Annotated in this window: 23 protein-coding genes; 19 read left to right on the top strand and 4 right to left on the bottom strand. The window is 67.3% G+C overall.

Translation table 11 applies throughout. From position 1 onward, the window contains the following. The first annotated feature begins 26 nt into the window (after nt 1–26). The 12 genes from AAHH99_RS07590 to AAHH99_RS07535 all read left to right on the top strand — a co-directional run bounded on the left by AAHH99_RS07590 (nt 27) and on the right by AAHH99_RS07535 (nt 15,222). Nucleotides 27–629: a YceD family protein gene (locus AAHH99_RS07590; RefSeq protein WP_418768115.1), complete on the top strand. Its 603-nt coding sequence runs from the start codon at nt 27–29 to the stop codon at nt 627–629. After that, complete coding sequence (gene rnc, locus AAHH99_RS07585; RefSeq protein ID WP_418768114.1) at nt 622–1,320, top strand: ribonuclease III; 699 nt, start codon at nt 622–624, stop codon at nt 1,318–1,320. The genes AAHH99_RS07590 and rnc overlap by 8 nt, the downstream gene beginning before the upstream one ends. Beyond that, entirely contained in the window at nt 1,313–2,170 is an 858-nt protein-coding gene (mutM, locus tag AAHH99_RS07580) for a bifunctional DNA-formamidopyrimidine glycosylase/DNA-(apurinic or apyrimidinic site) lyase (protein WP_418768113.1), read from the top strand. The genes rnc and mutM overlap by 8 nt, the downstream gene beginning before the upstream one ends. Before the next feature lie 82 nt (nt 2,171–2,252). Then, entirely contained in the window at nt 2,253–2,669 is a 417-nt protein-coding gene (locus AAHH99_RS07575) for an OsmC family protein (RefSeq protein WP_418768112.1), read from the top strand. Further along, nucleotides 2,653–2,937 carry an acylphosphatase gene (locus tag AAHH99_RS07570; RefSeq protein WP_068198351.1) on the top strand — a complete coding sequence of 95 codons (285 nt, stop codon included), beginning with the start codon at nt 2,653–2,655 and terminating at the stop codon, nt 2,935–2,937. Before AAHH99_RS07575 ends, AAHH99_RS07570 begins: the two co-directional genes overlap by 17 nt. Nucleotides 2,938–2,963: 26 nt before the next feature. Beyond that, nucleotides 2,964–6,551: a chromosome segregation protein SMC gene (gene smc / locus AAHH99_RS07565; RefSeq protein ID WP_418768111.1), complete on the top strand. Its 3,588-nt coding sequence runs from the start codon at nt 2,964–2,966 to the stop codon at nt 6,549–6,551. Nucleotides 6,552–6,679: 128 nt separating this feature from the next. Beyond that, a complete protein-coding gene (gene ftsY / locus AAHH99_RS07560; RefSeq protein ID WP_418769546.1) occupies nt 6,680–8,017 on the top strand; it encodes a signal recognition particle-docking protein FtsY in 1,338 nt (445 codons plus the stop codon). 182 nt (nt 8,018–8,199) lie between these two features. Next, on the top strand, nt 8,200–9,564 hold the full coding sequence (locus tag AAHH99_RS07555; RefSeq protein WP_418768110.1) for an ammonium transporter: 1,365 nt from the start codon (nt 8,200–8,202) through the stop codon (nt 9,562–9,564). A gap of 33 nt (nt 9,565–9,597) precedes the next feature. Further along, nucleotides 9,598–9,936, top strand: a complete 339-nt coding sequence (locus AAHH99_RS07550) for a P-II family nitrogen regulator (protein ID WP_018600748.1) — start codon at nt 9,598–9,600, stop codon at nt 9,934–9,936. A gap of 68 nt (nt 9,937–10,004) precedes the next feature. Continuing rightward, nucleotides 10,005–12,500, top strand: coding sequence for a [protein-PII] uridylyltransferase (locus AAHH99_RS07545; protein ID WP_418768109.1), 2,496 nt, complete (start codon nt 10,005–10,007; stop codon nt 12,498–12,500). Between the two features lie 69 nt (nt 12,501–12,569). Continuing rightward, entirely contained in the window at nt 12,570–14,138 is a 1,569-nt protein-coding gene (gene ffh / locus AAHH99_RS07540) for a signal recognition particle protein (RefSeq protein WP_418768108.1), read from the top strand. 1 nt (nt 14,139) lies between these two features. Continuing rightward, nucleotides 14,140–15,222 carry a metal-dependent hydrolase family protein gene (locus tag AAHH99_RS07535; protein WP_418768107.1) on the top strand — a complete coding sequence of 361 codons (1,083 nt, stop codon included), beginning with the start codon at nt 14,140–14,142 and terminating at the stop codon, nt 15,220–15,222. Between the two features lie 69 nt (nt 15,223–15,291). Here the strand turns inward: AAHH99_RS07535 and AAHH99_RS07530 are convergent, their stop codons facing one another. Both AAHH99_RS07530 and AAHH99_RS07525 read right to left on the bottom strand, forming a co-directional pair. Beyond that, complete coding sequence (locus AAHH99_RS07530; RefSeq protein ID WP_418768106.1) at nt 15,292–16,125, bottom strand: D-alanyl-D-alanine carboxypeptidase family protein; 834 nt, start codon at nt 16,123–16,125, stop codon at nt 15,292–15,294. 73 nt (nt 16,126–16,198) lie between these two features. Continuing rightward, nucleotides 16,199–17,077, bottom strand: coding sequence for a D-alanyl-D-alanine carboxypeptidase family protein (locus AAHH99_RS07525; RefSeq protein ID WP_064416872.1), 879 nt, complete (start codon nt 17,075–17,077; stop codon nt 16,199–16,201). 32 nt (nt 17,078–17,109) lie between these two features. Between AAHH99_RS07525 and AAHH99_RS07520 the strand changes: the two genes are divergently transcribed. The 5 genes from AAHH99_RS07520 to trmD all read left to right on the top strand — a co-directional run bounded on the left by AAHH99_RS07520 (nt 17,110) and on the right by trmD (nt 19,799). Then, the gene (locus AAHH99_RS07520) at nt 17,110–17,526 is read left to right on the top strand and encodes a nuclear transport factor 2 family protein (RefSeq protein ID WP_418768105.1); all 417 of its coding nucleotides are present in this window, start codon (nt 17,110–17,112) and stop codon (nt 17,524–17,526) included. 258 nt (nt 17,527–17,784) lie between these two features. Continuing rightward, nucleotides 17,785–18,342 carry a 30S ribosomal protein S16 gene (gene rpsP, locus AAHH99_RS07515; RefSeq protein ID WP_418768104.1) on the top strand — a complete coding sequence of 186 codons (558 nt, stop codon included), beginning with the start codon at nt 17,785–17,787 and terminating at the stop codon, nt 18,340–18,342. A gap of 8 nt (nt 18,343–18,350) precedes the next feature. Beyond that, nucleotides 18,351–18,593, top strand: coding sequence for an RNA-binding protein (locus AAHH99_RS07510; RefSeq protein ID WP_003881089.1), 243 nt, complete (start codon nt 18,351–18,353; stop codon nt 18,591–18,593). Between the two features lie 9 nt (nt 18,594–18,602). Continuing rightward, entirely contained in the window at nt 18,603–19,118 is a 516-nt protein-coding gene (rimM, locus tag AAHH99_RS07505) for a ribosome maturation factor RimM (RefSeq protein ID WP_418768103.1), read from the top strand. Between the two features lie 3 nt (nt 19,119–19,121). After that, entirely contained in the window at nt 19,122–19,799 is a 678-nt protein-coding gene (gene trmD / locus AAHH99_RS07500; RefSeq protein WP_418768102.1) for a tRNA (guanosine(37)-N1)-methyltransferase TrmD, read from the top strand. Nucleotides 19,800–19,804: 5 nt separating this feature from the next. Here trmD and AAHH99_RS07495 read toward each other — a convergent pair whose 3' ends face one another. Then, the gene (locus AAHH99_RS07495) at nt 19,805–20,329 is read right to left on the bottom strand and encodes a hypothetical protein (protein WP_418768101.1); all 525 of its coding nucleotides are present in this window, start codon (nt 20,327–20,329) and stop codon (nt 19,805–19,807) included. Nucleotides 20,330–20,413: 84 nt separating this feature from the next. Further along, complete coding sequence (locus AAHH99_RS07490) at nt 20,414–21,337, bottom strand: hypothetical protein (protein WP_418768100.1); 924 nt, start codon at nt 21,335–21,337, stop codon at nt 20,414–20,416. Nucleotides 21,338–21,659: 322 nt separating this feature from the next. Here AAHH99_RS07490 and rplS point away from each other — a divergent pair, with 322 nt between their 5' ends. Both rplS and lepB read left to right on the top strand, forming a co-directional pair. Next, nucleotides 21,660–22,001 carry a 50S ribosomal protein L19 gene (gene rplS, locus AAHH99_RS07485; RefSeq protein WP_064351209.1) on the top strand — a complete coding sequence of 114 codons (342 nt, stop codon included), beginning with the start codon at nt 21,660–21,662 and terminating at the stop codon, nt 21,999–22,001. 86 nt (nt 22,002–22,087) lie between these two features. Further along, on the top strand, nt 22,088–22,903 hold the full coding sequence (gene lepB, locus AAHH99_RS07480; protein ID WP_418768099.1) for a signal peptidase I: 816 nt from the start codon (nt 22,088–22,090) through the stop codon (nt 22,901–22,903). Nucleotides 22,904–22,920 lie beyond the last annotated feature (17 nt).

Raw genomic sequence — 22,920 nt, 5'->3', positions numbered from 1 at the left:
AATTCCTCGCCGTAAACTCGGTACTTATGGCGACGCATGCCAAAGCGGCGGCGCATCGCGCGTCACAATCGCCGCTCGTGATCAACATCTCCCGGCTCGGTAGGCGACCCGGGTCGATGATGACTGTCTCCGAAACGGTGCCCAGCCCGTCGCGCATCGGCCTCGACCTCATCGCCATCGACAAGGGAGCACCGTTGGAGCTCGACCTGCGCGTCGAGTCGGTGTCGGAGGGAGTCCTGGTCTCCGGAACGGTGTCGGCGCCGACGACGGGCGACTGCGCGCGATGCCTAACGCCTGTCACCGGCGACGTCGAGATCTACCTCACCGAACTGTTCGCCTATCCCGACAGCGCCACCGACGAGACGACCGAAGCCGACGAGGTCGGTCGCGTGGTGGACGACACCGTCGACCTGGAGCAGCCGATCATCGACGCCGTCGGACTGGCGCTGCCGTTCGCGCCGCTGTGCGGTCCGGATTGCGCGGGCCTCTGCCCGGACTGCGGTGTCGCGTTGGCCACCGCAGAACCCGGTCACCACCACGAGCGGATCGACCCGCGCTGGGCGAAGCTGGCCGGCATGCTCGACACTGTCGGCGGAGCCGACGATCCCACCGAGGACACGCGTGAGTGAGCGCGCCGCGCTGCTGGCGGCGCTGGGTGTCGATCTGCCCGACGAACTGCTCACCATGGCCCTCACCCATCGCAGCTACTCCTACGAGAACGGCGGCCTGCCGACCAACGAGCGATTGGAGTTCCTCGGCGATGCCGTGCTCGGGCTGACCATCACCGAGGAGCTCTACCACCGGCACCCCGACCGGTCCGAGGGCGATCTGGCCAAGCTGCGCGCCAGCATCGTCAACACCCAGGCGCTCGCCGACGTCGGTCGTCAGCTGTCCGATGCCGGACTCGGTGCCTACCTGCTGCTCGGCAAGGGCGAGCTGAACTCCGGCGGCGCCGACAAGGCCAGCATCTTGGCCGACGGCGTCGAATCTCTGTTGGGTGCAATCTATTTGGAACACGGCAACGCGATTGTCCGCGATGTGATCCTGCGGCTGTTCGGCGACCTGCTGGACACCGCGCCCACGTTGGGCGCCGGGCTCGACTGGAAGAGCAGTCTGCAGGAGCTGACCGCCTCGCGCGGCCTTGGCGCGCCCACCTATCTCGTCACCTCGACGGGCCCCGACCACGACAAGGAGTTCACCGCGACGGTCATGGTGACCGACACCGAATACGGCAGAGGCGTCGGGCGCACCAAGAAGGAGGCCGAGCTCAAGGCGGCCGCGGCGGCGTGGAACGCGCTGACCGCCGAGGTTGATGCCTGAGCTTCCCGAGGTCGAGGTCGTCCGCCGCGGACTGGACGAACACGTCGTCGACAAGACGATCACCGCTGTGCGGGTACATCATCCGCGCGCGGTGCGGCGCCACGAAGCGGGACCCGCGGATCTGACTGCCCGCCTGCTCGACAGCAGGATCACCGGGACCGGGCGGCGAGGTAAGTACCTGTGGCTGACGCTGGATGACGGCTCCGCGCTGGTCGTGCACCTCGGCATGAGCGGGCAGATGCTGCTGGGCACGCCTCCGAGCGAGAACCACCTGCGCATCGCGGCGCTGCTCGATGACGGGACCGCGCTGAGCTTCGTCGACCAGCGTACGTTCGGTGGATGGATGCTCACCGACATGGTCACCGTCGGCGGGACCGAGGTCCCGTTTCCCGTCGCGCACCTCGCGCGTGACCCGCTCGATGCGCAATTCAACCGCGACGGCGTCGTGGAAGTGTTGCGGGGCAAGCACTCCGAGATCAAACGTCAGCTGCTCGACCAGACCGTCGTCTCGGGCATCGGCAACATCTACGCCGACGAGGCGCTGTGGCGGGCCAAGGTCAACGGCGCCCGGTTGGCGTCATCTCTGAACCGGCCGAAGCTGGCCGAACTGCTCGACGCGGCGGCCCAGGTGATGGGGGATGCGCTCGCGCAGGGCGGGACGTCTTTCGACTCGCTGTATGTCAACGTCAACGGTGAGTCGGGTTACTTCGACCGCTCGCTGGACGCCTATGGGCGCGAAGGCGAGCCGTGCCGACGCTGTGGCGCCATCATGCGGCGCGAGAAGTTCATGAACCGCTCGTCGTTCTACTGCCCGAAATGTCAGCCGCGGCCGCGGGTACGGCGCGGCTAAACTTCCGCGAGCGACCGTGTCTGTACGCCAACACGCCGGTTCGGGACGGCATTTCGCGGTCGCTCGCGGAAAGGGAGCGACCATGACAGAACTGTGGGTGGAGCGGACGGGGGCGCGGCGCTACACCGGGCGCAGCTCGCGCGGCGCGGAGGTGCTCGTCGGCAGCGAGGATGTCGACGGCGTCTTCACGCCGGGCGAGCTTATGAAGATCGCGCTCGCGGCCTGCAGCGGGATGGCCAGCGACGTGCCCCTGCAGCGGCGCCTCGGCGAGCAGTACCGCGCCACGATCCGCGTCTCCGGGGCGGCCGACCGCGAGCAGGAGCGCTATCCGCTGCTCGAAGAGCGGATGGAACTCGACCTGTCCGGGCTGTCCGAGCAGGAGCGGGCGCGGGTGCTCACGGTCGTCGAGCGTGCCATCGACCAGGTCTGCACCGTCGGCCGGACCCTGAAGGCTGGGGCCAAAGTGACTTTTGAGGTAGATGATGCAGGAGTTAGCTGAGGTACGCCTGACCGCTTGGGTGCACGGGCACGTGCAGGGTGTCGGCTTTCGGTGGTGGACGCGCGCCCGCGCACTCGAACTGGGGCTGACCGGATTCGCGGCCAACAAGCCCGACGGCCGGGTTCAGGTAGTCGCCCAGGGCCCTCGCGAGTCCTGTCAGCGGCTGCTTGACCTGCTGCAAAGCGGAGAAACACCGGGGCGGGTCGACAATGTCGTCGCCGACTTCACAGAACCTCGCGACTCGCTACAAGGGTTCACCGAGCGATAGCCGCCGCGGCGGTAGTGTGGCACGTCGTGCACCTCAAGAGTCTGACCCTGAAGGGCTTCAAGTCGTTTGCTTCGCCGACGACTCTGCGCTTTGAGCCAGGCATCACGTGCGTGGTCGGGCCCAACGGTTCGGGTAAGTCCAACGTCGTCGACGCGCTCACCTGGGTGATGGGTGAGCAGGGCGCCAAGACGTTGCGCGGCGGCAAGATGGAGGACGTCATCTTCGCGGGCACGTCGTCGCGCCCGCCACTGGGGCGCGCCGAGGTGACGGTGACCATCGACAACTCCGACAACTCGCTGCCGATCGAGTACTCCGAAGTGTCGATCACCCGGAGGATGTTCCGCGACGGCGGCAGCGAGTACGAGATCAACGGCAGCAGTTGCCGGTTGATGGACGTGCAGGAACTGTTGTCCGACTCCGGCATCGGGCGCGAGATGCACGTCATCGTCGGACAGGGCAAGCTCTCCGAGATCCTCGAGTCGCGTCCCGAGGACCGGCGCGCGTTCATCGAGGAGGCCGCCGGCGTCCTCAAGCACCGCAAGCGCAAGGAAAAGGCAGTCCGCAAGCTCGACGCGATGTCGGCCAACCTGAACCGGCTGACCGACCTGACCACCGAACTGCGCCGCCAACTCAAACCGCTCGGGCGCCAAGCTGAGATGGCCCGGCGCGCACAGACCATCCAGGCCGATCTGCGCGATGCGCGGCTGCGGCTGGCCGCCGACGACCTCGTCACCCGCCGCGCCGAGTTCGACAACACCAATCAGGCCGAGACCACGCTGCGGCGCGAACACGACGAGATCGCCACGCGACTCGAGGCCAAGACCGCCGAGCTGGCAGCGCATGAGGCGGCGGTGGGCAGCCTCAGCGAACGCGCGGACGCTGCGCAGCAGACCTGGTTCGCGCTGTCCGCGCTGGCCGAACGCGTCAGCGCGACGGTGCGCATCGCCAGCGAGCGCGCACAGCATCTCGACACCGAGCCCGAGGTGTCTACGGGTCCGGATCCCGACGCTCTGGAAGCCCAGGCCGACGAGGTCGCCGGACAGGAGCGCCGGCTGCTCGGCGAGCTGACCGAGTCGCGCGGCAAGCTCGATGCGGCCCGCGCCGAACTCGCCGAACGTGAGCGCATCGCCGCCGAGGCCGAACGCGCACACATGGCCGCGGCTCGCGCCGAGGCCGACCGCCGCGAGGGTCTGGCGCGGCTGGCCGGTCAGGTCGACACCATGCGCACCCGCGTGGAATCGATCGACGAGACCGTCGCCCGTCTCACCGGCACCATCGACGAGGCCGCCACCCGCGCGCAGCAGACCCAGGCCGAGTTCGAAACCGTGCAGAGCCGCGTCGGCGAACTCGACGCCGGTGAGGTCGGTCTGGACGATCACCACGACCGGACGGTCGCCGCGCTGCGGCTCGCCGACGAACGCGTCGCCGAACTGCAGGCCGCCGAACGTGGCGCAGAACGTCAGGTGGCCTCGCTGCGCGCGCGTATCGAGGCCCTCTCGGTGGGTCTCGATCGCAAGGACGGCGCGGCCTGGCTGCAGAAGAACCGCGGTGGGGCAGGCCTTCTCGGTTCGGTCGCGAACCTGCTGAAGGTGCGCAACGGCTACGAGGTGGCAGTCGCGACCGTGCTGGGTGCCGCGGCCGACGCAGTGGCCGCCGAGAGCCCGGGCGCCGCTAGCGCAGCGGTCGCGGCGCTCAAGGAGTCCGACGGCGGGCGGGCGGCGATCGTGCTGAGCGACTGGCCGAACCATCAAGTGCCGCAGGCACAGTCGTTGCCCGACGGCGCGGTGCGGGCAGTCGATCTGGTCGAGGCGCCACCGCGGCTGCAGGGTGCGGTCCGGGCCATGCTCGCCGACGTCGTGGTGGTCTCGGACCTGGCCGCTGCGCTGGACGCGGTCGCGGTGCACCCGACGCTGCGGGCGGTCACCACCGACGGCGATCTCGTGGGTCCGGGCTGGGTCAGCGGGGGGTCAGATCGCAAACCCAGCACGCTCGAGATCGCATCGGAGGTCGACAAGGCCCGCGCCGAGCTCGCCGAGGCTGAAAGGCAGGTCAACGAGCTGTCGGCAGCGCTGTCCGGTGCGCTTGCCGAACAGGCCAGTCGTCAGGATGCCGCCGAGCAGGCGTTGGCGGCGCTCAATGAATCCGACGCGGCGATCTCGGCGATCTACGAGCAGTTGGGCCGGCTCGGTCAGGACGCCCGTTCGGCCGACGACGAATGGCAGCGGCTGATCCAGCAGCGAAATGAGCTGGAAACAAACCGATCTCGCACCGTCGACGAACTTACCCAGCTCGAGCAGAGACTACACAACGCGCAGCAGGAGCCGACGTTCGAAGCCGAGCCCGTCAACCGGCAGGAGACGACGGCAGCGGCAGAGGCGGCGCGCACCGCCGAGGTGGAGGCCCGCTTGACGGTGCGAACCGCCGAAGAGCGCGCCAATGCCGTTCGCGGAAAGGCTGATTCGCTGCGTCGGGCCGCCGCGGCCGAGCGCGAGGCAAGGCTACGCGCGATGCGGGCCCGCGAAGCTCGTCGACATGCGGCGGCCGTGGCGGCCGCCGTCGCGGAGTCGGGTCGCGTTGTCGCGCAACGGCTCAGCGCCGTCGTGGCGGTGGCCTCACGTGCCCGCGACGAGGTCGCCGCCGAACGACAGCACCGCGCCGCCGCGCTGGCCGGGACGCGCGACGAGGTCAACGAGCTCACCGCCAAAGTCAACGGCCTCACCGAGGCGCTACATAAGGACGAGCTCGCCAAAGCGCAGGCCGCGCTGCGGATCGAGCAGCTCGAGGAGCAGGTGCTCGAACAGTTCGGTATGGCAACCGCCGACCTGATCGCCGAATACGGGCCGGACGTGCCGTTGCCGCCAACGGAATTGGAGATGGCCGAGTTCGAGCAGGCGCGCGAGCGTGGCGAGCAGGTCACCGCGCCCGCACCGATGCCGTTCGACCGCGCGACGCAGGAACGGCGCGCCAAGAAGGCCGAGCGAGAGCTCAACGAACTGGGCCGGGTCAACCCGCTGGCGCTCGAGGAGTTCGCCGCGCTCGAGGAGCGGTACAACTTCCTGTCCACCCAACTGGAGGACGTCAAGGGTGCGCGCAAGGACCTCCTCGACGTGATCGAGGACGTGGACGCACGCATCCTTCAGGTGTTCACCGAGGCCTACGCCGACGTGGAACGGGAGTTCACCCAGGTGTTTTCGGCGCTGTTCCCCGGCGGCGAAGGTCGGCTGCTGCTGACGAATCCCAACGACATGCTGACCACCGGCATCGAGGTCGAGGCGCGCCCGCCCGGCAAGAAGATCAAGCGGTTGTCGCTGCTGTCTGGCGGTGAGAAATCACTGACCGCGGTCGCGATGCTCGTCGCGATCTTCCGCGCGAGGCCGTCGCCATTCTATGTGATGGACGAGGTCGAGGCGGCGCTCGACGATGTGAACCTGCGCCGACTGATCAGTTTGTTCGAGCAGCTGCGCGAGCGCTCTCAGTTGATCGTGATCACCCACCAGAAGCCGACGATGGAGGTCGCCGACGCCCTGTACGGCGTCACCATGCGCGACGACGGCATTACGGCGGTCATCAGCCAGCGCATGCGCGGGCAGGAACTGGTCGGCGCGGCCAACTGAGCCGCGGTTTGTGCACCGTCTGGCGCGCTGAGCGCAACAAGCTGTGCACAGATCGAGACCCGAGGGGGCGCGGGGGACGTCGGCGCGACTCACCTTGAGACAATGGCGCCGTGACTGATGTTGGCTCGATGTGGTTGTGGATCGCGATCGCGGTCATCGCCGTTTTGTTGGTCGCCGCGCTCGTCGTCGGGCTGGTGCGGTATCGACGCCGGCGCATCCGGCTGTCGTCGACGGAGACGGCCACGCCGATCGACCGTTCCGGGGGCTATACCGCCTCCTCAGGGATCACGTTCTCGCAATCCGCGCCGACCGCGCCCTCCGAACGAATCGACACCACCGGCCTGCCCGCCGTCGGTGACGACGCCACCATTCCGCGCGACGCACCCAAGCGCCCGATCGCCGACGTGCAGCTTCCCGAGCCGCCCGTTCAGGAGCGCCCCGCACCCGCACCCGCCGAGCCGGCGCCCGTCGTCGAAGAGCCGGCGCCCGTCGTCGAGGAGCCGGCCCCCGTCGTCGAGGAGCCCGCACCCGTTCTCGACGAGATCGCGCCCACCGAAGGGCGGCTCGAGCGGCTGCGCGGCAGGCTCGCCAAATCTCAGAACACCCTCGGACGCAGCATGCTGGGGCTCCTTGGCGGCGGCGACCTGGATGACGAGTCGTGGGAGGAAGTCGAAGACACGCTGCTGATCGCCGACCTCGGGCCGGTCGTGACGGAGTCGGTGGTCGCCGCGCTCCGCGCCCGGATGGCCAGCAGCCGGGTGCGGAACGAGGCCGACGCCCGCGCCGTACTGCGCGAGGTCCTCATCGAGGCGCTGCAGCCTGAGCTCGACCGCTCGATCAGGGCGCTGCCGCACGCGGACAAACCCTCGGTGCTGCTGGTCGTAGGGGTGAACGGAACCGGTAAGACGACGACGGTCGGCAAGCTGGCCCGCGTCCTGGTCGCCGACGGTCGCCGCGTCGTCCTCGGGGCTGCCGACACCTTCCGCGCCGCCGCGGCCGACCAGTTGCAGTCGTGGGCATCGCGGGTCGGGGCGCAAGTGGTGCGCGGCCCGGAGGGTGCCGATCCCGCCTCGGTGGCCTTCGACGCCGTCGACGAGGGCATCAAGGAGGGCGCCGACGTCATCGTCATCGACACCGCCGGGCGCCTGCACACCAAAACCGGCCTGATGGACGAACTGGGCAAGGTCAAGCGGGTGGTCAGCAAGCGCGCGGAGGTCGACGAGGTCCTGCTGGTGCTCGATGCCACGATCGGCCAGAACGGTCTGCCGCAAGCCAGGGTCTTCGCCGAGGTCGTCGACATCACCGGCGTGGTGCTGACGAAGCTCGACGGCACGGCCAAGGGCGGAATCGTCTTCCGCGTCCAGCAGGAATTGGGCGTTCCGGTCAAGCTCGTCGGACTCGGCGAGGGCGCAGACGATCTCGCTCCGTTCGAGCCCGGCGCATTCGTCGACGCGCTTCTCGGATAGTCCGATGCGCCCGGCGGAGGCCGTGCGTCGCTGCCCAATCCGCGTGGAAACACGAGCGTAACGCTTCTGGCGTGTCCGTTCACTTCGTGGAAACGGAACAGAATCACCGGTGAAACGCGAGCAAAAGAGTCTCTTCGGGAGGCCGATCCGATCGGCGCACTTCCCAAGGAGGTTCACACAAAGTGGTTTCAGCCTTACCCCTTGCCCTACCCGATGATGCGTTCGCGCCGTTCGGCCCCGAGGGGTTGAGTTCCGGCGACACCGCATGGGTGCTCACCGCCGCGGCGCTGGTTCTGTTCATGACGCCCGGTCTCGCGTTCTTCTACGGTGGGCTGTCACGCCAGAAGTCGGTTCTGAACATGATGATGATGTCGTTCGGGACCATGGGCGTCGTGAGCGTCATCTACGTGCTGTGGGGCTACTCGATGTCGTTCGCGTCGGCGCACACCGGAAACAGCGACATCGCGGGCATCTTCGACAACCCGTTCTCGCTGTTCGGGCTGAGCCCGCTGCTGGAGACCAAGGAAGTGGACGGAATATCCCTCTACGTTCTCGGCGGATTCGGTTCGGTGCCCGCGATCGTCTGGGCGGGCTTCCAGCTGACCTTCGCGGTCATCACCGTCGCCCTGATCAGCGGCGCGGTGGCCGAGCGCATGAAGTTCGGCACCTGGCTGGTGTTCGGCGGAATCTGGGTGACGTTGGTGTATTTCCCGCTGGCCCACATGGTTTGGGGTGGCGGCTTGCTGTCCGGGGCCGAGAACGGTATCGCGGCCAAGCTTTTCGGCGTCAGCGAGGAGGGCACCGCAAACGTGTCCCCGATCGACTTCGCCGGCGGCACGGTCGTGCACATCAACGCCGGCATGGCCGCGCTGGTGCTTGCGCTGCTGCTCGGTAAGCGGACCGGCTTCGGCAAGGTCGCCTATCGGCCCCACAACATTCCGTTCGTGATGCTGGGTGCTGCCATCCTGTGGTTCGGCTGGTTCGGCTTCAACGTCGGGTCCGAGGGCGCAGCCGATATGCTCGCCGGCCAGGTCTGGGTCAACACCACCGCTGCGACGGCCGCCGCGATGCTGGGCTGGCTGCTGGTGGAGCGGCTCCGCGACGGTCACGCGACCAGCGTCGGTGCCGCCTCGGGCGTCGTGGCCGGTCTCGTGGCCATCACACCGGCCTGCGGCTCGCTGTCGCCGATCGGGTCGTTGATCCTGGGCGTCATCGCAGGTGCGCTGTCGGCGCTGGCGGTCGGACTGAAGTACAAGTTCGGCTACGACGATTCGCTCGACGTGGTCGGTGTGCACCTGGTAGCGGGCCTTTGGGGCACGGTCGGCATCGGCTTCCTGGCGCTGGAGACGGGCCTGTTCTACGGCGGTGGTTTCCAGCAGCTCGTCGTGCAGGTGGTCATCGCCTTGGTGGCGGTTATCTTCACCGGCATCATGACCGCAATCATTGCCTTTATCGTTAAGCCGTTGGGTTGGCGCGTTACCGCGGAGGACGAGGACACCGGCATTGATGCGACCGAACATGCTGAAACCGCTTACGAGCTCGTCTGATCGGCAACAATTTCCTCGGAAGGGATCCACTAAATGAAGCTGATTACAGCGATCGTCAAGCCATTCACACTCGAGGATGTCAAAACCGGGCTGGAGCAGACGGGTATCCTCGGGATGACCGTCAGCGAAGTTCAGGGCTACGGCCGCCAGAAGGGGCACACCGAGGTTTACCGCGGTGCTGAGTACTCCGTGGATTTCGTGCCGAAGGTTCGCGTTGAGGTTGTCGTCGAGGACTCCGCCGTCGACAAGGTGGTCGATGTCATCGTCCAGGCCGCGCGGACCGGAAAGATCGGCGACGGCAAGGTATGGGTGAGCCCCGTCGACACCGTGGTCCGGGTACGGACCGGGGAACGGGGAGCCGACGCCCTTTGAGCCGCTTGTAGAACTGAGAGTTCGTCTCCGTCCGATCACACACCGTGAGTTACAGGGGAGAGGACGAGATGAGTGAGTTGAGCCCCGAACCAGCTGCCGACGAGAGCATGGAGCAGACAGCCGCCGGCGCCCCTCAATGGGTGGCGCCGGCGGCGGGTTCGTCTCGTCCGGCGACGGACCTCAGTGCCGCGATCAAGCAGTTGTTGACAGACGGTGCGCGCCAACTTGATTCGGCCGCCCTGCGACATGCATTACAAGATCTGCACGAGTTCTGGCTGACCACCAAGGCCACCGAGATCGGCATCACGCCCACCAGCGGCTTCGCCATCGTCGCGACCGGTGGCCTGGGCCGGGGCGAGTTCGTGCCGCACTCCGATCTGGATCTGATGCTGTTGCACGACAACATGCCCGACGACGTGGTCGGCCAGGTGGCGGAGCTGCTGTGGTATCCGTTGTGGGACGCCAACATTCGCCTCGACCACAGTGTGCGGACCGTGCCCGAGGCGTTGAAGGTGGGCGGTGAGGACATCTCGGCGGGCTTGGCGATGCTGGAAGCGCGTCATATCGCCGGTGACGCGGACTTGTCCGCGCTGCTGATCGGGGGAGCCCGTCGGCAGTGGCGCACCGGAATCGCTTCGCGCTTCGACGAACTCGTCGAGCACACCCGGGCGCGCTGGCAGCGCAGCGGGGAGATCGCGCACCGCGCAGAACCCGAGCTCAAATGTGGTCGTGGCGGGCTGCGTGACGTGCAGCTGCTCAACGCGCTGGCGATCGCGCAACTGGCCGACGGGCATCCCAACCACACGTTGGCGTCCCCGCTCGGGTCGCTGGGGCAGGCTCATCTGGCGTTGCTCAACGTACGGACCGAACTGCACAGGGTGGCCGGCCGTGGCCGCGACCTGCTGTTGGCCCAACACGCCGACGAGATCGGCGCGGCCCTGCACATCGGTGACCGCTTCGATCTTGCCCGAATGCTGTCCGACGCCGCGCGCACCATCAGCTTCTACGTCGACGCGGGTATCCGCACGGCAGGTAACGCGCTTCCCCGCCGTGGATTCGCGGCATTGCGCCGTCCGCCTCGTCGCCCTCTCGACGAGGGGGTCATCGAGTTCGCAGGCGAGGTCATCCTCGCGCGCGATGCCCGGCCCGAACGTGATCCCGGCCTGATCCTGCGGGTGGCCGCCGCGTCGGCGACGACGGGGCTGCCTATGGCGGCCTCGACACTGTCCCGGCTCGCCGCGGCGGCCCCCGAACTCCGGACGCCCTGGCCGCGTCAGGCGCTCAAGGATCTGCTCGTGATGCTGGCCGCAGGACCGTCGGCAGTCGCCACGATCGAGGCACTGGACCGCACCGGGCTATGGGGGCGCCTGTTCCCCGAGTGGGGTGCGGTTCGCGACCTTCCTCCGCGCGACGTGGTGCACATCTGGACAGTCGACCGGCATCTCGTCGAAACCGTCTCGCGGGCAAGCGCTTTCACCACGCGAGTGGCTCGCCCGGACCTTCTGATGCTCGGTGCGCTGTGCCATGACATCGGCAAGGGACGCGGCGGCGATCACAGCGTCATCGGTGCGGAGCTGGCCACCCAGATCGGCACCCGGCTGGGGATGTGGCCGTCGGATGTCGAAATCCTGTCGAAGGTCGTTCGCCATCACCTGCTGCTGCCGCACACCGCGACACGGCGCGACCTCCAGGATCCCGACACGATTGCGTCGGTGGTCGACGCCCTCGACGGCGATCCCGTCCTGCTGGAGTTGCTTCACGTCCTCGCCGAAGCCGACTCGCTGGCGACCGGACCCGGCGTCTGGGGTGACTGGAAAGCCTCGCTCCTCGGCGATCTCGCGCGTCGCTGCCGGATGGTGATGGCCGGAGAACCACTACCGCAACCGGATCCCATTGATCCGCGGTATCTTTCGCTCGCTGGACAGGTGGGTGTTCATCTGGAGTTGTCACCGGGGGACAGTCCGCAGATCTTCAACGTGACGGTCATCGCGCCCGACCGGCGCGGCCTGCTGTCGAAGGCGGCGGGCGTGCTCGCGCTGAACTCGTTGCGCGTCCACTCGGCCTCGGTGAACGGTCACGAGGGCTCGGCGATCAACACGTTCGTCGTCTCTCCGCATTTCGGCTCGCCGCCGGCGGCTGAGGTGCTGCGACAGCAGTTCATCCTCGCGCTCGACGGTGAACTCGACGTGCAGCAGGCACTGGATCGCCGCGAAAGCGAGGCCGCGCAGCACGGCACCTCGCGTGCGGGTGAGGTGCCTGCCGCCGTCCCCATCAATCACGTCACCGCCCCGCCGCGCATCCTGTGGTCCGAGGGCGCCCGGTCGGGCGAACTGGTGGTGCAGATCCGCAGCACCGACCGCGCGGGCCTGCTGGCCAGGCTGACCGCCGTGTTCGAGCGCGACGGCATCGATATCGCGTGGGCGAAGGTGACGACGATGGGCTCCTCGGTCGTCGACCTGTTCGGCATTACCGCTGACGAGGGCGTGCGCGACGAGATCGAACGCGACCTGTACGCGGTGCTGCCTACCCCGCCGGCCCCCAAACCGGTGTCCGAAGCGAGCTGATCACGGCCGTTCGCGCCGCGCACGCCCTGCTCGGGCGCGTCGCTGTCGGCTCCCATTAGGCTGGACGTCGTGTTTGAATCCCTGTCCGACCGGTTGACCGGGGCCCTGCAGGGCCTGCGCGGCAAAGGGCGGCTGACCGACGCCGATATCGACGCGACCACCCGCGAGATCCGGCTGGCGTTGCTGGAAGCCGACGTGTCGCTGCCCGTCGTGCGCGCCTTCGTCAACCGCATCAAGGAGCGCGCCCGGGGCGCCGAGGTGTCCGGCGCGCTCAACCCGGCCCAGCAGGTCGTCAAGATCGTCAACGAGGAACTGATCGGCATCCTCGGCGGTGAGACCCGCCCGCTGGCGTTCGCCAAGACGCCGCCGACGGTGATCATGCTGGCCGGCCTACAGGGTTCCGGCAAGACCACCCTGGCCGGCAAGCTGGCCAGATGGCTTCGCGTACAAGGGCATACACCGCTTTTGGTGGCGTGCGACCTGCAGCGCCCCGGTGCGGTGAACCAGCTACAGATCGTCGGCCAGCGCGCCGACGTCGCGGTGTTCGCACCCCACCCCGGTGTGTCGGCGGACGGCGCGGCCGATGCGGCGCCCGGTGATCCGGTCGCGGTAGCGGCCGCGGGCCTGGCCGAGGCCAAGGCCAAGCACTTCGACGTGGTCATCGTCGACACCGCGGGCCGCCTCGGTATCGACGACGAGCTGATGAGTCAGGCCGCCGCCATCAGGCAGGCCGTCGATCCGGACGAAGTGATCTTCGTGCTGGACGCGATGATCGGCCAGGACGCGGTGACCACAGCCGAGGCGTTCCGCGAGGGCGTCGGCTTTACCGGCGTGGTGTTGACCAAGCTCGACGGCGACGCACGCGGCGGTGCAGCACTCTCGGTCCGCGAGATCACCGGCGTGCCGATCCTGTTCGCGTCCAGCGGTGAGAAGCTCGAGGACTTCGACGTCTTCCACCCCGACCGGATGGCCAGCCGCATCCTCGGTATGGGCGATGTGCTGTCGCTGATCGAGCAGGCCGAGCAGGTCTTCGACGCCCAGAAGGCCGAAGAGGCCGCGGCCAAGATCGGCAGCGGCGAACTGACGCTGGAGGACTTCCTCGAGCAGATGTTGGCGATCCGCAAAATGGGCCCGATCGGCAACCTGCTGGGCATGCTGCCCGGCGCGGGTCAGATGAAGGACGCACTGGCCTCCGTCGACGACAAACAGCTCGACCGGCTGCAAGCGATCATCCGCGGTATGACACCCGAGGAGCGTGCCGATCCGAAGATCATCAACGGGTCGCGCCGGCTGCGCATCGCCAACGGGTCGGGTGTGACGGTCGGCGAGGTCAACCAGCTCGTCGAGCGGTTCTTCGAGGCCCGCAAGATGATGTCGCAGATGGCAGGCCAGATGGGAATGCCTTTTGGCCGCAAGAACTCTCGCAAGAACACCAAGAACAAGAAGAAGAGCGGAAAGAACAAGAAGTCAGGCAGGGGGCCAACTCCGCCGAAGGTGCGAAACCCCCTCGGCGCCGGGATGCCGGGCATGCCCGCCGGCTTCCCGGATCTGTCCGATATGCCCAAGGGTCTCGACGAGCTCCCACCGGGGCTGGCCGACATCGATCTGTCCAAGCTGAAGTTCCCGGGCCAGAAGTAGCGTGAAGCACCCCGTTCTTCATGTCCGCGGGGTCGGTCTGCCCGATGAGCAACCGGTGGAGTGGTGGATCGACGGCGGTGTGCTCAGCTCCGAACCGGTCAGCGGCGCGGAGACGGTGTTCGACGGCGGATGGATACTGCCGGGGCTCGTCGACGCCCACTGTCACGTGGGTCTCGGCGATCACGGCCCGCTGGACAATCTCGACGACTGCATCGCACAGGCCGAGGTCGAACGCGATGTCGGTGCGCTGCTGTTGCGCGACGCGGGTTCGCCGATCGACACCCGCAGCCTCGCCGACCACGACGATCTGCCGGAGATCATCCGCGCGGGCCGCCACCTCGCCAAGCCCAAGCGCTATCAGCGCGGGTTCGCCATCGAATTGGACGACGAAACCGCGCTGCCCGCTGCGGTGGCCGAACAGGCGCGGTTCGGCGACGGGTGGGTCAAGCTCGTCGGCGACTGGATCGACCGCGAGGTCGGCGACCTGGCGCCGTTGTGGTCCGACGACGTACTCAAGGCCGCGATCGACTCCGCGCACGCCAACGGCGCCCGCGTCACCGCGCACGTGTTCAGCGAGGACGCGCTCCCGGGGCTGATCAAGGCGGGGATCGACTGCATCGAGCATGGGACGGGCCTGACCGACGACACCATCGACCTGATGGTCGAGTACGGCACCGCGCTGGTGCCAACTCTGATCAACGTCGCCAACTTCCCGGGTATCGCCGACGGCGCCGCGAAATACCCGAAGTACGCCAAGCACATGCGGGACCTGTACGAGAAGTGCTATCCGCGCATCGCCGCCGCCAGGGAGGCCGGGGTGCCGATCTATGCGGGCACCGACGCAGGCAGCATGGTCGCCCACGGCCGCATCGCTGACGAGATCGACGCGCTCACCGGCATCGGGATGACGCCGACCGAAGCACTGGGTGCGGCGTGCTGGACCGCCCGCGAGTGGCTCGGCAGGCCCGGCATGGAGCACGGCGCACCCGCCGACCTGGTGTGTTACGCCGACGATCCGCGCAAGGGCGCGGCCGTCGTCAACCGCCCGGATCTGGTGATCCTGCGCGGTCGCACCTACCCCTGAGCCCGCGAGCGACCGGAAAATGCCGGGGAAAGGCGGCGTGTCGTGCGCAAACGCGGTCGCTCGCGCAACTTAGGGCCGGCTGAAGCCCCAGTCGAACAGTTTGATCGCCTGACCGTAGAGGTCGCCGGTGCCGTACAACTGCGCGACCACCAACCGGCGGTTACCGCGTTGGGCGGCGGCGGCGAAGGTGTTACGAGCCAGGTTGGTGTAGCCGGTCTTGCCGACGAGCGTGCCCGGATACCGCTCGAGCAGCTGGTTCTGGTTCGTGATCGTCTTAGGGCCGTTGTCGGTCGGGAACAACGACGACGGCTGGCGCACGATCGCGGCGAACACCGGATACCGCAGCGCATGGCGATAGATCTGCGCGAGGTCGCTGGCAGTGGTGAACGACTCCATGCCCGGACCGTCCAGCCCTGACGGCGACGACGCACGCGTGCTGCGCGCGCCCAGCGACTGCGCCTTGGCGTTCATCTTCGCTACCGCGACGCGGTAACCGCCGAGGCCGTCGGCGAGAACGTTGGCGGCTTCGTTACCCGAGACCAACATCAGCCCGTCGAGCAGTTGGCGCACCGTGTAGGCGCGTCCGGCTTTGACTCCCGCGCAAGAGCATTCGACGTCGGCGGCCGCCGGCCTGGCCGCGATCACCGCGTTGAGCGGAAGGTGGTCGAGTACCACCATCGCGAGCAGCGCCTTGATGGTGCTTGCGGGCGCATGCGGCTCATAGGGATTGCGCGAGGCCAGGATTCGGCCCGAATCGACGTCAGCGAGCACCCAGGCCTGCGCCGGCCCGTCGGGCAGCGCGACGGCGCCCGACGGTTCGCCTCGAGGCTGGGATGATGCGGGCGCGGCGACGCCGATGGCCAGGGTCAGCGCAATGGCCAACGCAGCCAACATGCTTCGCATGGTCGCCGAGCGTATCGGCGGGGTTCGGAGTCCCGGTCTCGGATGTGTTGCGATTCAGCAACTTAACCGGTGATCACAGCGCGCCGATAGTGGCGCCCGGACTCAGCGCGAAACCCCAGTCGAACAGGCTGGAGGCCTGATCCCAGTAGGTCGGCTGACCGGGCTTGTCCATGCCGTACATCAACGCGACGACCAACCGGCGCCCGTCGCGTTGCGCAGCGCCGACGAAGGTCTTCTGGGCGCGGTCGGTGAACCCCGTCTTCCCGCCGAGCATGCCCGGATAGCGCTCGAGCAGTACGTCCTGGTTGACCAGGACCTTGTCACCGTCCTTGGTGGGGAAGACGGCCGTCGGCTGAGCAGTGATCGAGGCGAACACCGGGTTCGCCATCGCAGCGCGGAAGATGACCGCCAGATCGTGCGGCGACGACCACATGTCGATGCCGGGGCCGTCGAGGCCCGACGGCGACGCCGCATTGGTTCCGTGGGCACCGAGCAGGGCGGCCTTGGCGTTCATCTTCGTCACGGCGACGTCGTAACCACCGAGCATGGTGGCCAATGTGTTGGCCGCGTCGTTGCCCGAGACCAGCAGAATCGCCTCCAGCAGTTGCCGTGTCGTGTAGACCATGCCGGGCGTCACGCCCGCACAGTTGCACTCCACCCGGGTGTCGGCCTCGTTGGCGACCACGGTGGCATCGAGCGGCAGTTCGTCGAGCACCGTCAGCGCCAGCAGCACCTTGATCGTGCTGGCCGGCGCGTACTGGCCGTACTCGTCGCGCCCGGCCAGCACCGCACCGGTGTCCATATCGGCGAGCACCCATGCCCGGGCCGGGCCCTCGGGTATGGGTACCGAACCCGACGGTTGGCTCACGCCGACGGGCGCGGCGGTGGCGACGGAGGTCCCGAAGGCCACCAGGCACAACACAGTGGTCAAGCAGATCAAGAGCTTCCGCATGGGCAGGCAGCCTAGTCGTGTTCAATCGACGCATGTTGAGCCTCGAGGAGATTTCCGACCGCTTCGAAATACAGCAGCTGTTGATCGACTACTCGACGGCCATCGACCAGAAGCGATTCGACGACCTCGACCGGGTTTTCACCCCGGACGCCTATATCGACTACCGCGTGACCGGCGGCATCGACGGCCGCTTCCCCGAGGTCAAGGCGTGGCTCAAGGACGTGTTGCCGAACTTCCCGGCGTACTACCACATGCTGGGCAACGTCGATATCCGCGTCACCGGCGACACCGGCTCATCGCGTGCCATCTGCTTCAACCCGATGGTGATGGGCGGCGAGGGTCAGATCTACTTCGTCGGGATCTGGTACGTCGACGAGTTCGTGCGCACCGCCGACGGCTGGCGCATGAGCAAGCGGGTCGAGGAGAAGTGCTTCGACAAACTCGTCTGAGCGCGCGTAAGCGCCCTTAACGGGTTGATCGCCCTCACCTGGCGCGTGGGATCAACCCGTCAACGCAGTGGCGCCGCGGATTTTTGCCGGTCGCGGCTGTTCTGGCACAATGGGCGGCTGTCTGCCGCGGGACCCGTTTCGAGCGATTTCGCCGGGCGCTTCTGCGGCGGTCACACATGCAAGGCAAAACCGGGCCGAGGCAACCCGCCTCGATCGCTGAATTGCCAGCGTGGCAATCACAGGAGAAGACGTACCACCATGGCTGTAAAGATCAAGCTCGCGCGGCTCGGCAAGATCCGCAACCCCCAGTACCGCATCACCGTCGCCGACGCGCGCACCCGCCGTCAGGGCCGCTCCATCGAGGTGATCGGCCGCTACCACCCGAAGGAAGACCCCAGCCTCATCGAGATCAACTCGGAGCGGGCCCAGTACTGGCTCAGCGTCGGCGCGCAGCCGACCGAACCGGTGCTCGCGCTGCTGAAGATCACCGGTGACTGGCAGAAGTACAAGGGTCTACCCGGTGCGGAAGGCACGCTGAAGGTCAAGGAGCCCAAGCCCAGCAAGCTGGATCTGTTCAACGCGGCGCTCGCGGAGGCCGAGGGCGGTCCGAGTACCGAGGCCACGCAGCCCAAGAAGAAGAAGAAGGCGCCCGCAGCCAAAAAGGCTTCCGACAAGGCCTCCGACAAGGCCTCCGACGAGTCGGACCAGAAGGCGGTCGAGGCCGAGGCCCAGGCCGATCCGGCACCCGCCAAGGACCAGTCCGAGCCTTCGGCTGAGGGCGAGGACGCCACCGTCGCCGGCGCCACCGAAAGCTGAGCCAGGCCGTGAGTTCTGTCGTCGTCGACGCGGTCGAACACCTGGTGCGCGGAATCGTCGACAACCCCGACGATGTCCGCGTCGACATGGTGACCAGCCGGCGTGGACGCACCGTCGAGGTTCATGTCCACCCCGATGACCTGGGCAAGGTGATCGGACGCGGTGGTCGCACCGCGACCGCGCTGCGCACACTGGTCGCCGGTATCGGCGGTCGCGGTATCCGCGTCGACGTGGTGGACACCGACCAGTAATCGGTCAGCATGGACCTCGTGGTCGGGCGCGTGGCCAAAGCGCACGGCATCACCGGTGAAGTGGTGGTGGACGTCCGCACCGACGATCCTGACGCGCGGTTCGCAGCCGGGACGTCGCTGCGCGGGCGACCCCCCAAGGGCGGTGCCGAGCGCGAGTACACGATCGAGTCGGTCCGTGAACACGGCGGTCGCCTACTGGTCCGGTTCGACGGCATCGACGACCGCAACGCCGCCGACGCGCTGCGCGGAATCCTGTTCCTCGTCGACTCGCAGGAACTCCCACCGATCGATGACCCCGACGAGTACTACGACCATCAACTCGAGGGCCTGCGGGTGCGGACAACGGACGGCGACGACGTCGGCACCGTCACCGAGGTGCTGCATACGGCCGCCGGTGAGTTGCTCGCGGTCCACGCTGACGAACGCGAAGTTCTGGTGCCGTTCGTCACCGCGATCGTGACGTCGGTGTCGTTGGCCGACGAGGTCATCGAAATCGACCCGCCGGACGGCCTGCTGGAGATCTGAGCCATGCGCATAGACGTTGTGACGATCTTCCCGGCCTATCTCGAACCTCTGCGGCAGTCGTTGCCCGGCAAGGCTATTGAATCCGGCATCGTGCAACTGGAGGTGCACGATCTGCGGCGCTGGACGCATGACGTACACCGCTCGGTCGACGATGCACCCTACGGAGGGGGACCGGGGATGGTGATGAAGGCGCCGGTGTGGGGCGAGGCCCTCGACGAGATCTGTTCGGAGCAAACGCTTCTGGTGGTGCCGACGCCTGCGGGACGACTGTTCCGGCAGGCCGACGCCAGCGCATGGGCAACCGAGAAACACCTGGTGTTCGCGTGTGGACGATACGAGGGAATCGACCAGCGCGTCATCGAGGACGCGGAACGCCGCATGCGCGTCGACGAGGTGTCGATCGGTGACTACGTGCTGCCCGGCGGCGAGTCGGCGGCACTGGTGATGGTCGAGGCCGTTGTGCGGTTACTGCCCGACGTGCTCGGCAATCCGAAGTCGCATCAACAGGATTCACATTCCGAGGGGTTGCTCGAGGGCCCGAGCTACACTCGGCCACCCAGCTGGCGTGGTCTCGACGTACCCGAGGTCCTGCTCTCCGGCGACCACGCCAAGGTCGCCGCATGGCGTCGCGAACAAGGGTTGGAGCGCACCCGCGAACGTCGACCCGACATGCTCGACTGAGCGCCTCAGGTGACGACTTCGACAACTCCGTTCAGATCCATGATGCCGAGTTCGACGACGAGGGCACGCTGACGCCGACCGGCCTCGTCCCGGAATGCCCGCAACGCCCCCGACAGCATCTCGGTCTCGTACGCCTTGTCGGTCAGCACTCTGTCGCCGTAGGCCACTGCCGCTGCGCCGCAGTCGCGGTGTGCCATACCGATCAACCGCGTCAGCCAGTGCAGGTCCACCGAGATCGCGAGGTTCTCCCAGAATGTCGCGTGCCAGCCGGCGAACGCCGGGGCCACCGCGCCGACCGGCCCGCCGGCGAAGGCGAACTGGCTGTAGTTGTTCTGCCACCCGCGGCCGGACATGTACTTCCACGTTTCCGTGGTGAACCGAGGGTCGATGCATTTCATCAGCATCGCCTCATAACCCTGATCGAGTTGACCCGCCGCTTGCGGCGCGGTGGCCATTGCGGCGGCGCCCAGCCCGAACGCACCGAGTGCGGCCCGGCGCGAGATGGTCGGCAGCTCTCCAGCTGGAGTCATCAACGCAGCGTGCCGGATTCTCGCGGCGCGAAGTGCCCTTTTCGCAGTTCTCGGCCGACTTTCAACGGAATTGCTAGGCGGAAACTAGATTCGGCCGCCGGGGAACATGGTCTTGACCGCCTGCGTGACCGTGTTGCGTGCGGTGGCGTCGTCGGCGGGCTGCATCGATGCGATCGCCATGACGAATCGACGGTCGGTGCCGATCGCCCCGGTGGACCAGTGCACCCAGTTGCCGCCGTTCCAGCAGCAGAACCAGCCCTGCTTGACCGCCACGCGCTCCTCGTAGAGCCCGTCGGGGATGCCGAACCGCTGCGGGTAGACACCGCCGGGCGCCGTGCCGTCGGGCGCCGTCGGAGTCGACCTGGCCAGGTTCGACACGATGACGTCGGTCTCTTCGGGGGGTAGGCCGCCGCCGCCCGAAAGCAACTCTGAGTAGTACCGCACCAAATCTCCCGTGGTGCTCAGAGTGTTGAACCAGCGGCCGTTGTACGGCGTGCTGGTCGCGGTCAGGCCATATCGCGCGGTGACGCGCGAAACGATCTCGCTGCCGCCGCCGCGATTCCAGAAGATCTCGGCCGCGCTGTCATCGGATGACCGAAGCATCGCATCCAGCGCCTTGCGGTCCTCGGGCGTGATCTCGGTCTTTCCCTGCGCTTCCTGCAGCAGCAGGTCGTCGGCGATGAACAGTTTGACCACCGACGCGATCGGCATCGCTTCGTTGTTGCCGTTGGACACGAAGTATCCGGTATTGCGGTCGAGCACCGCGATGGAGAGGTCGGCACCGGCCTCGGCGGCCTGCTCGGTGGCTTGGCGCGTGCGGGCGTCGAGCCCGCCGAAGGCGGCGGCGGGTTCGTCGGGCGGGGCTCCGGGCAGCGGTGCCGAGTCGCCCTGCGGCGCGATCACGGTCGATGGCGTGTCGTGCCCTTGCGTCTCGTACCCGGCGACAACCACGATTGCAGCGGCGACGATTGCAATCGTCTTGACCAGCGGAGACGGCCGCCGTTGCATGACACTCCTCAAATGGCCCAGATGAGAAATCGGAGGCCCGCCGCGTTGCTTCGGCCCTGGTATCAAGCCTAATCACTGGCTACCCCGGGCGCTTGTCTAGGTAACCTCGGGAAGCGCGGACCAAGGGACCCCGCGCGATTTCGCTGGATCAGGTCTCATCTGGCACAATTGAGCAGTTGTCTGTGCAGGACCCGGGAACGGCCAGTTCCGCCCGCTGCGAGATACACCCCGATTCGCCCGATCAGATCGGCTCGGCAGGCCATGTCACGGGTTCCACGTGACTGCAGCGCCCGCAGCCGCCAACCGCAAGGAAGTGTCACCGATGAACACGCTGGACTTCGTCGATCAGACATCACTGCGCGACGACATCCCGGACTTCGGTCCCGGCGACACCGTCAACGTGCACGTCAAGGTCATCGAGGGCTCCAAGGAGCGCATCCAGGTCTTCAAGGGTGTGGTCCTGCGTCGCCAGGGCGGCGGTGTCCGGGAGACCTTCACCGTGCGCAAGGAGAGCTACGGCGTCGGCGTCGAGCGGACCTTCCCGGTGCACTCGCCCAACATCGACCACATCGATGTCGTGACCCGCGGTGACGTACGTCGCGCCAAGCTGTACTACCTGCGTGAGCTGCGCGGCAAGAAAGCCAAGATCAAGGAAAAGCGCTGACATCGCGGTCGGCCGTCGGCCCCGGGGCTTGATCCTTGGAGCGCGAGCAGCGCGGAGCTGAGCACGGCGCTGGCTACCCTGATGCGGTGACCGGTTCCTCAGAGCCCGACGAATCATCAGCCGAGCACCGGCCCGAGACCGCCGAGCCGGACAGCGAGACGGAGGAGCCCAAGAAAAAGGGCAGCGCGCTCCGGGAATTCGCGATCCTGATCTCGATCGCGCTCGTCATCTACTACGTCATGCTGACGTTCGTCGCCCGGCCGTATCTGATTCCGTCGGAGTCGATGGAACCGACTCTGCACGGCTGCCCGGGCTGCACCGGCGACCGGATCATGGTCGACAAAATGACCTACCGGTTCTCGTCACCCGAGCCGGGCGACGTCGTCGTGTTCAAGGGCCCGCCGAATTGGAACATCAATTACCGGTCGATCCGCTCGGACAACACCGCGATCCGATGGGTACAGAACGCGCTCTCGGTCATCGGTTTCGTCCCGCCCGACGAAAACGACCTCGTCAAGCGGATCATCGCGGTCGGCGGCCAGACCGTGGAATGCCGAGCAGCGACCGGCTTGACCGTCGACGGCAAGCGGCTCGACGAGCCCTACCTTGATCCCGAGACCATGCAAGCGGACCCCGCGATCTATCCGTGCCTGGGAAATGAGTTCGGGCCGGTCGAAGTGCCTGAAGGCCGGTTGTGGGTGATGGGGGACAACCGCACCCACTCGGCTGATTCCCGCGCTCATTGCACCAACACCCCGGCCGACGCCCAGAAGGGTCTGCTGTGCACGGGCGACCCGACGGCGGGCACCGTTCCGGTGGACAATGTGATCGGAAAGGCGCGATTCATCGCATGGCCCCCTTCCCGTTGGGGTGGTGTGGGCAGCGAGAACCCGCAGACGTAAACGCCAGACGCAACTAG

It is taken from the genome of Mycobacterium neumannii, from assembly GCF_048452905.1.
Classification (GTDB): Bacteria; Actinomycetota; Actinomycetes; order Mycobacteriales; family Mycobacteriaceae; genus Mycobacterium; species Mycobacterium neumannii_B.
This window is presented reverse-complemented; position numbering and strand designations above follow the sequence as displayed.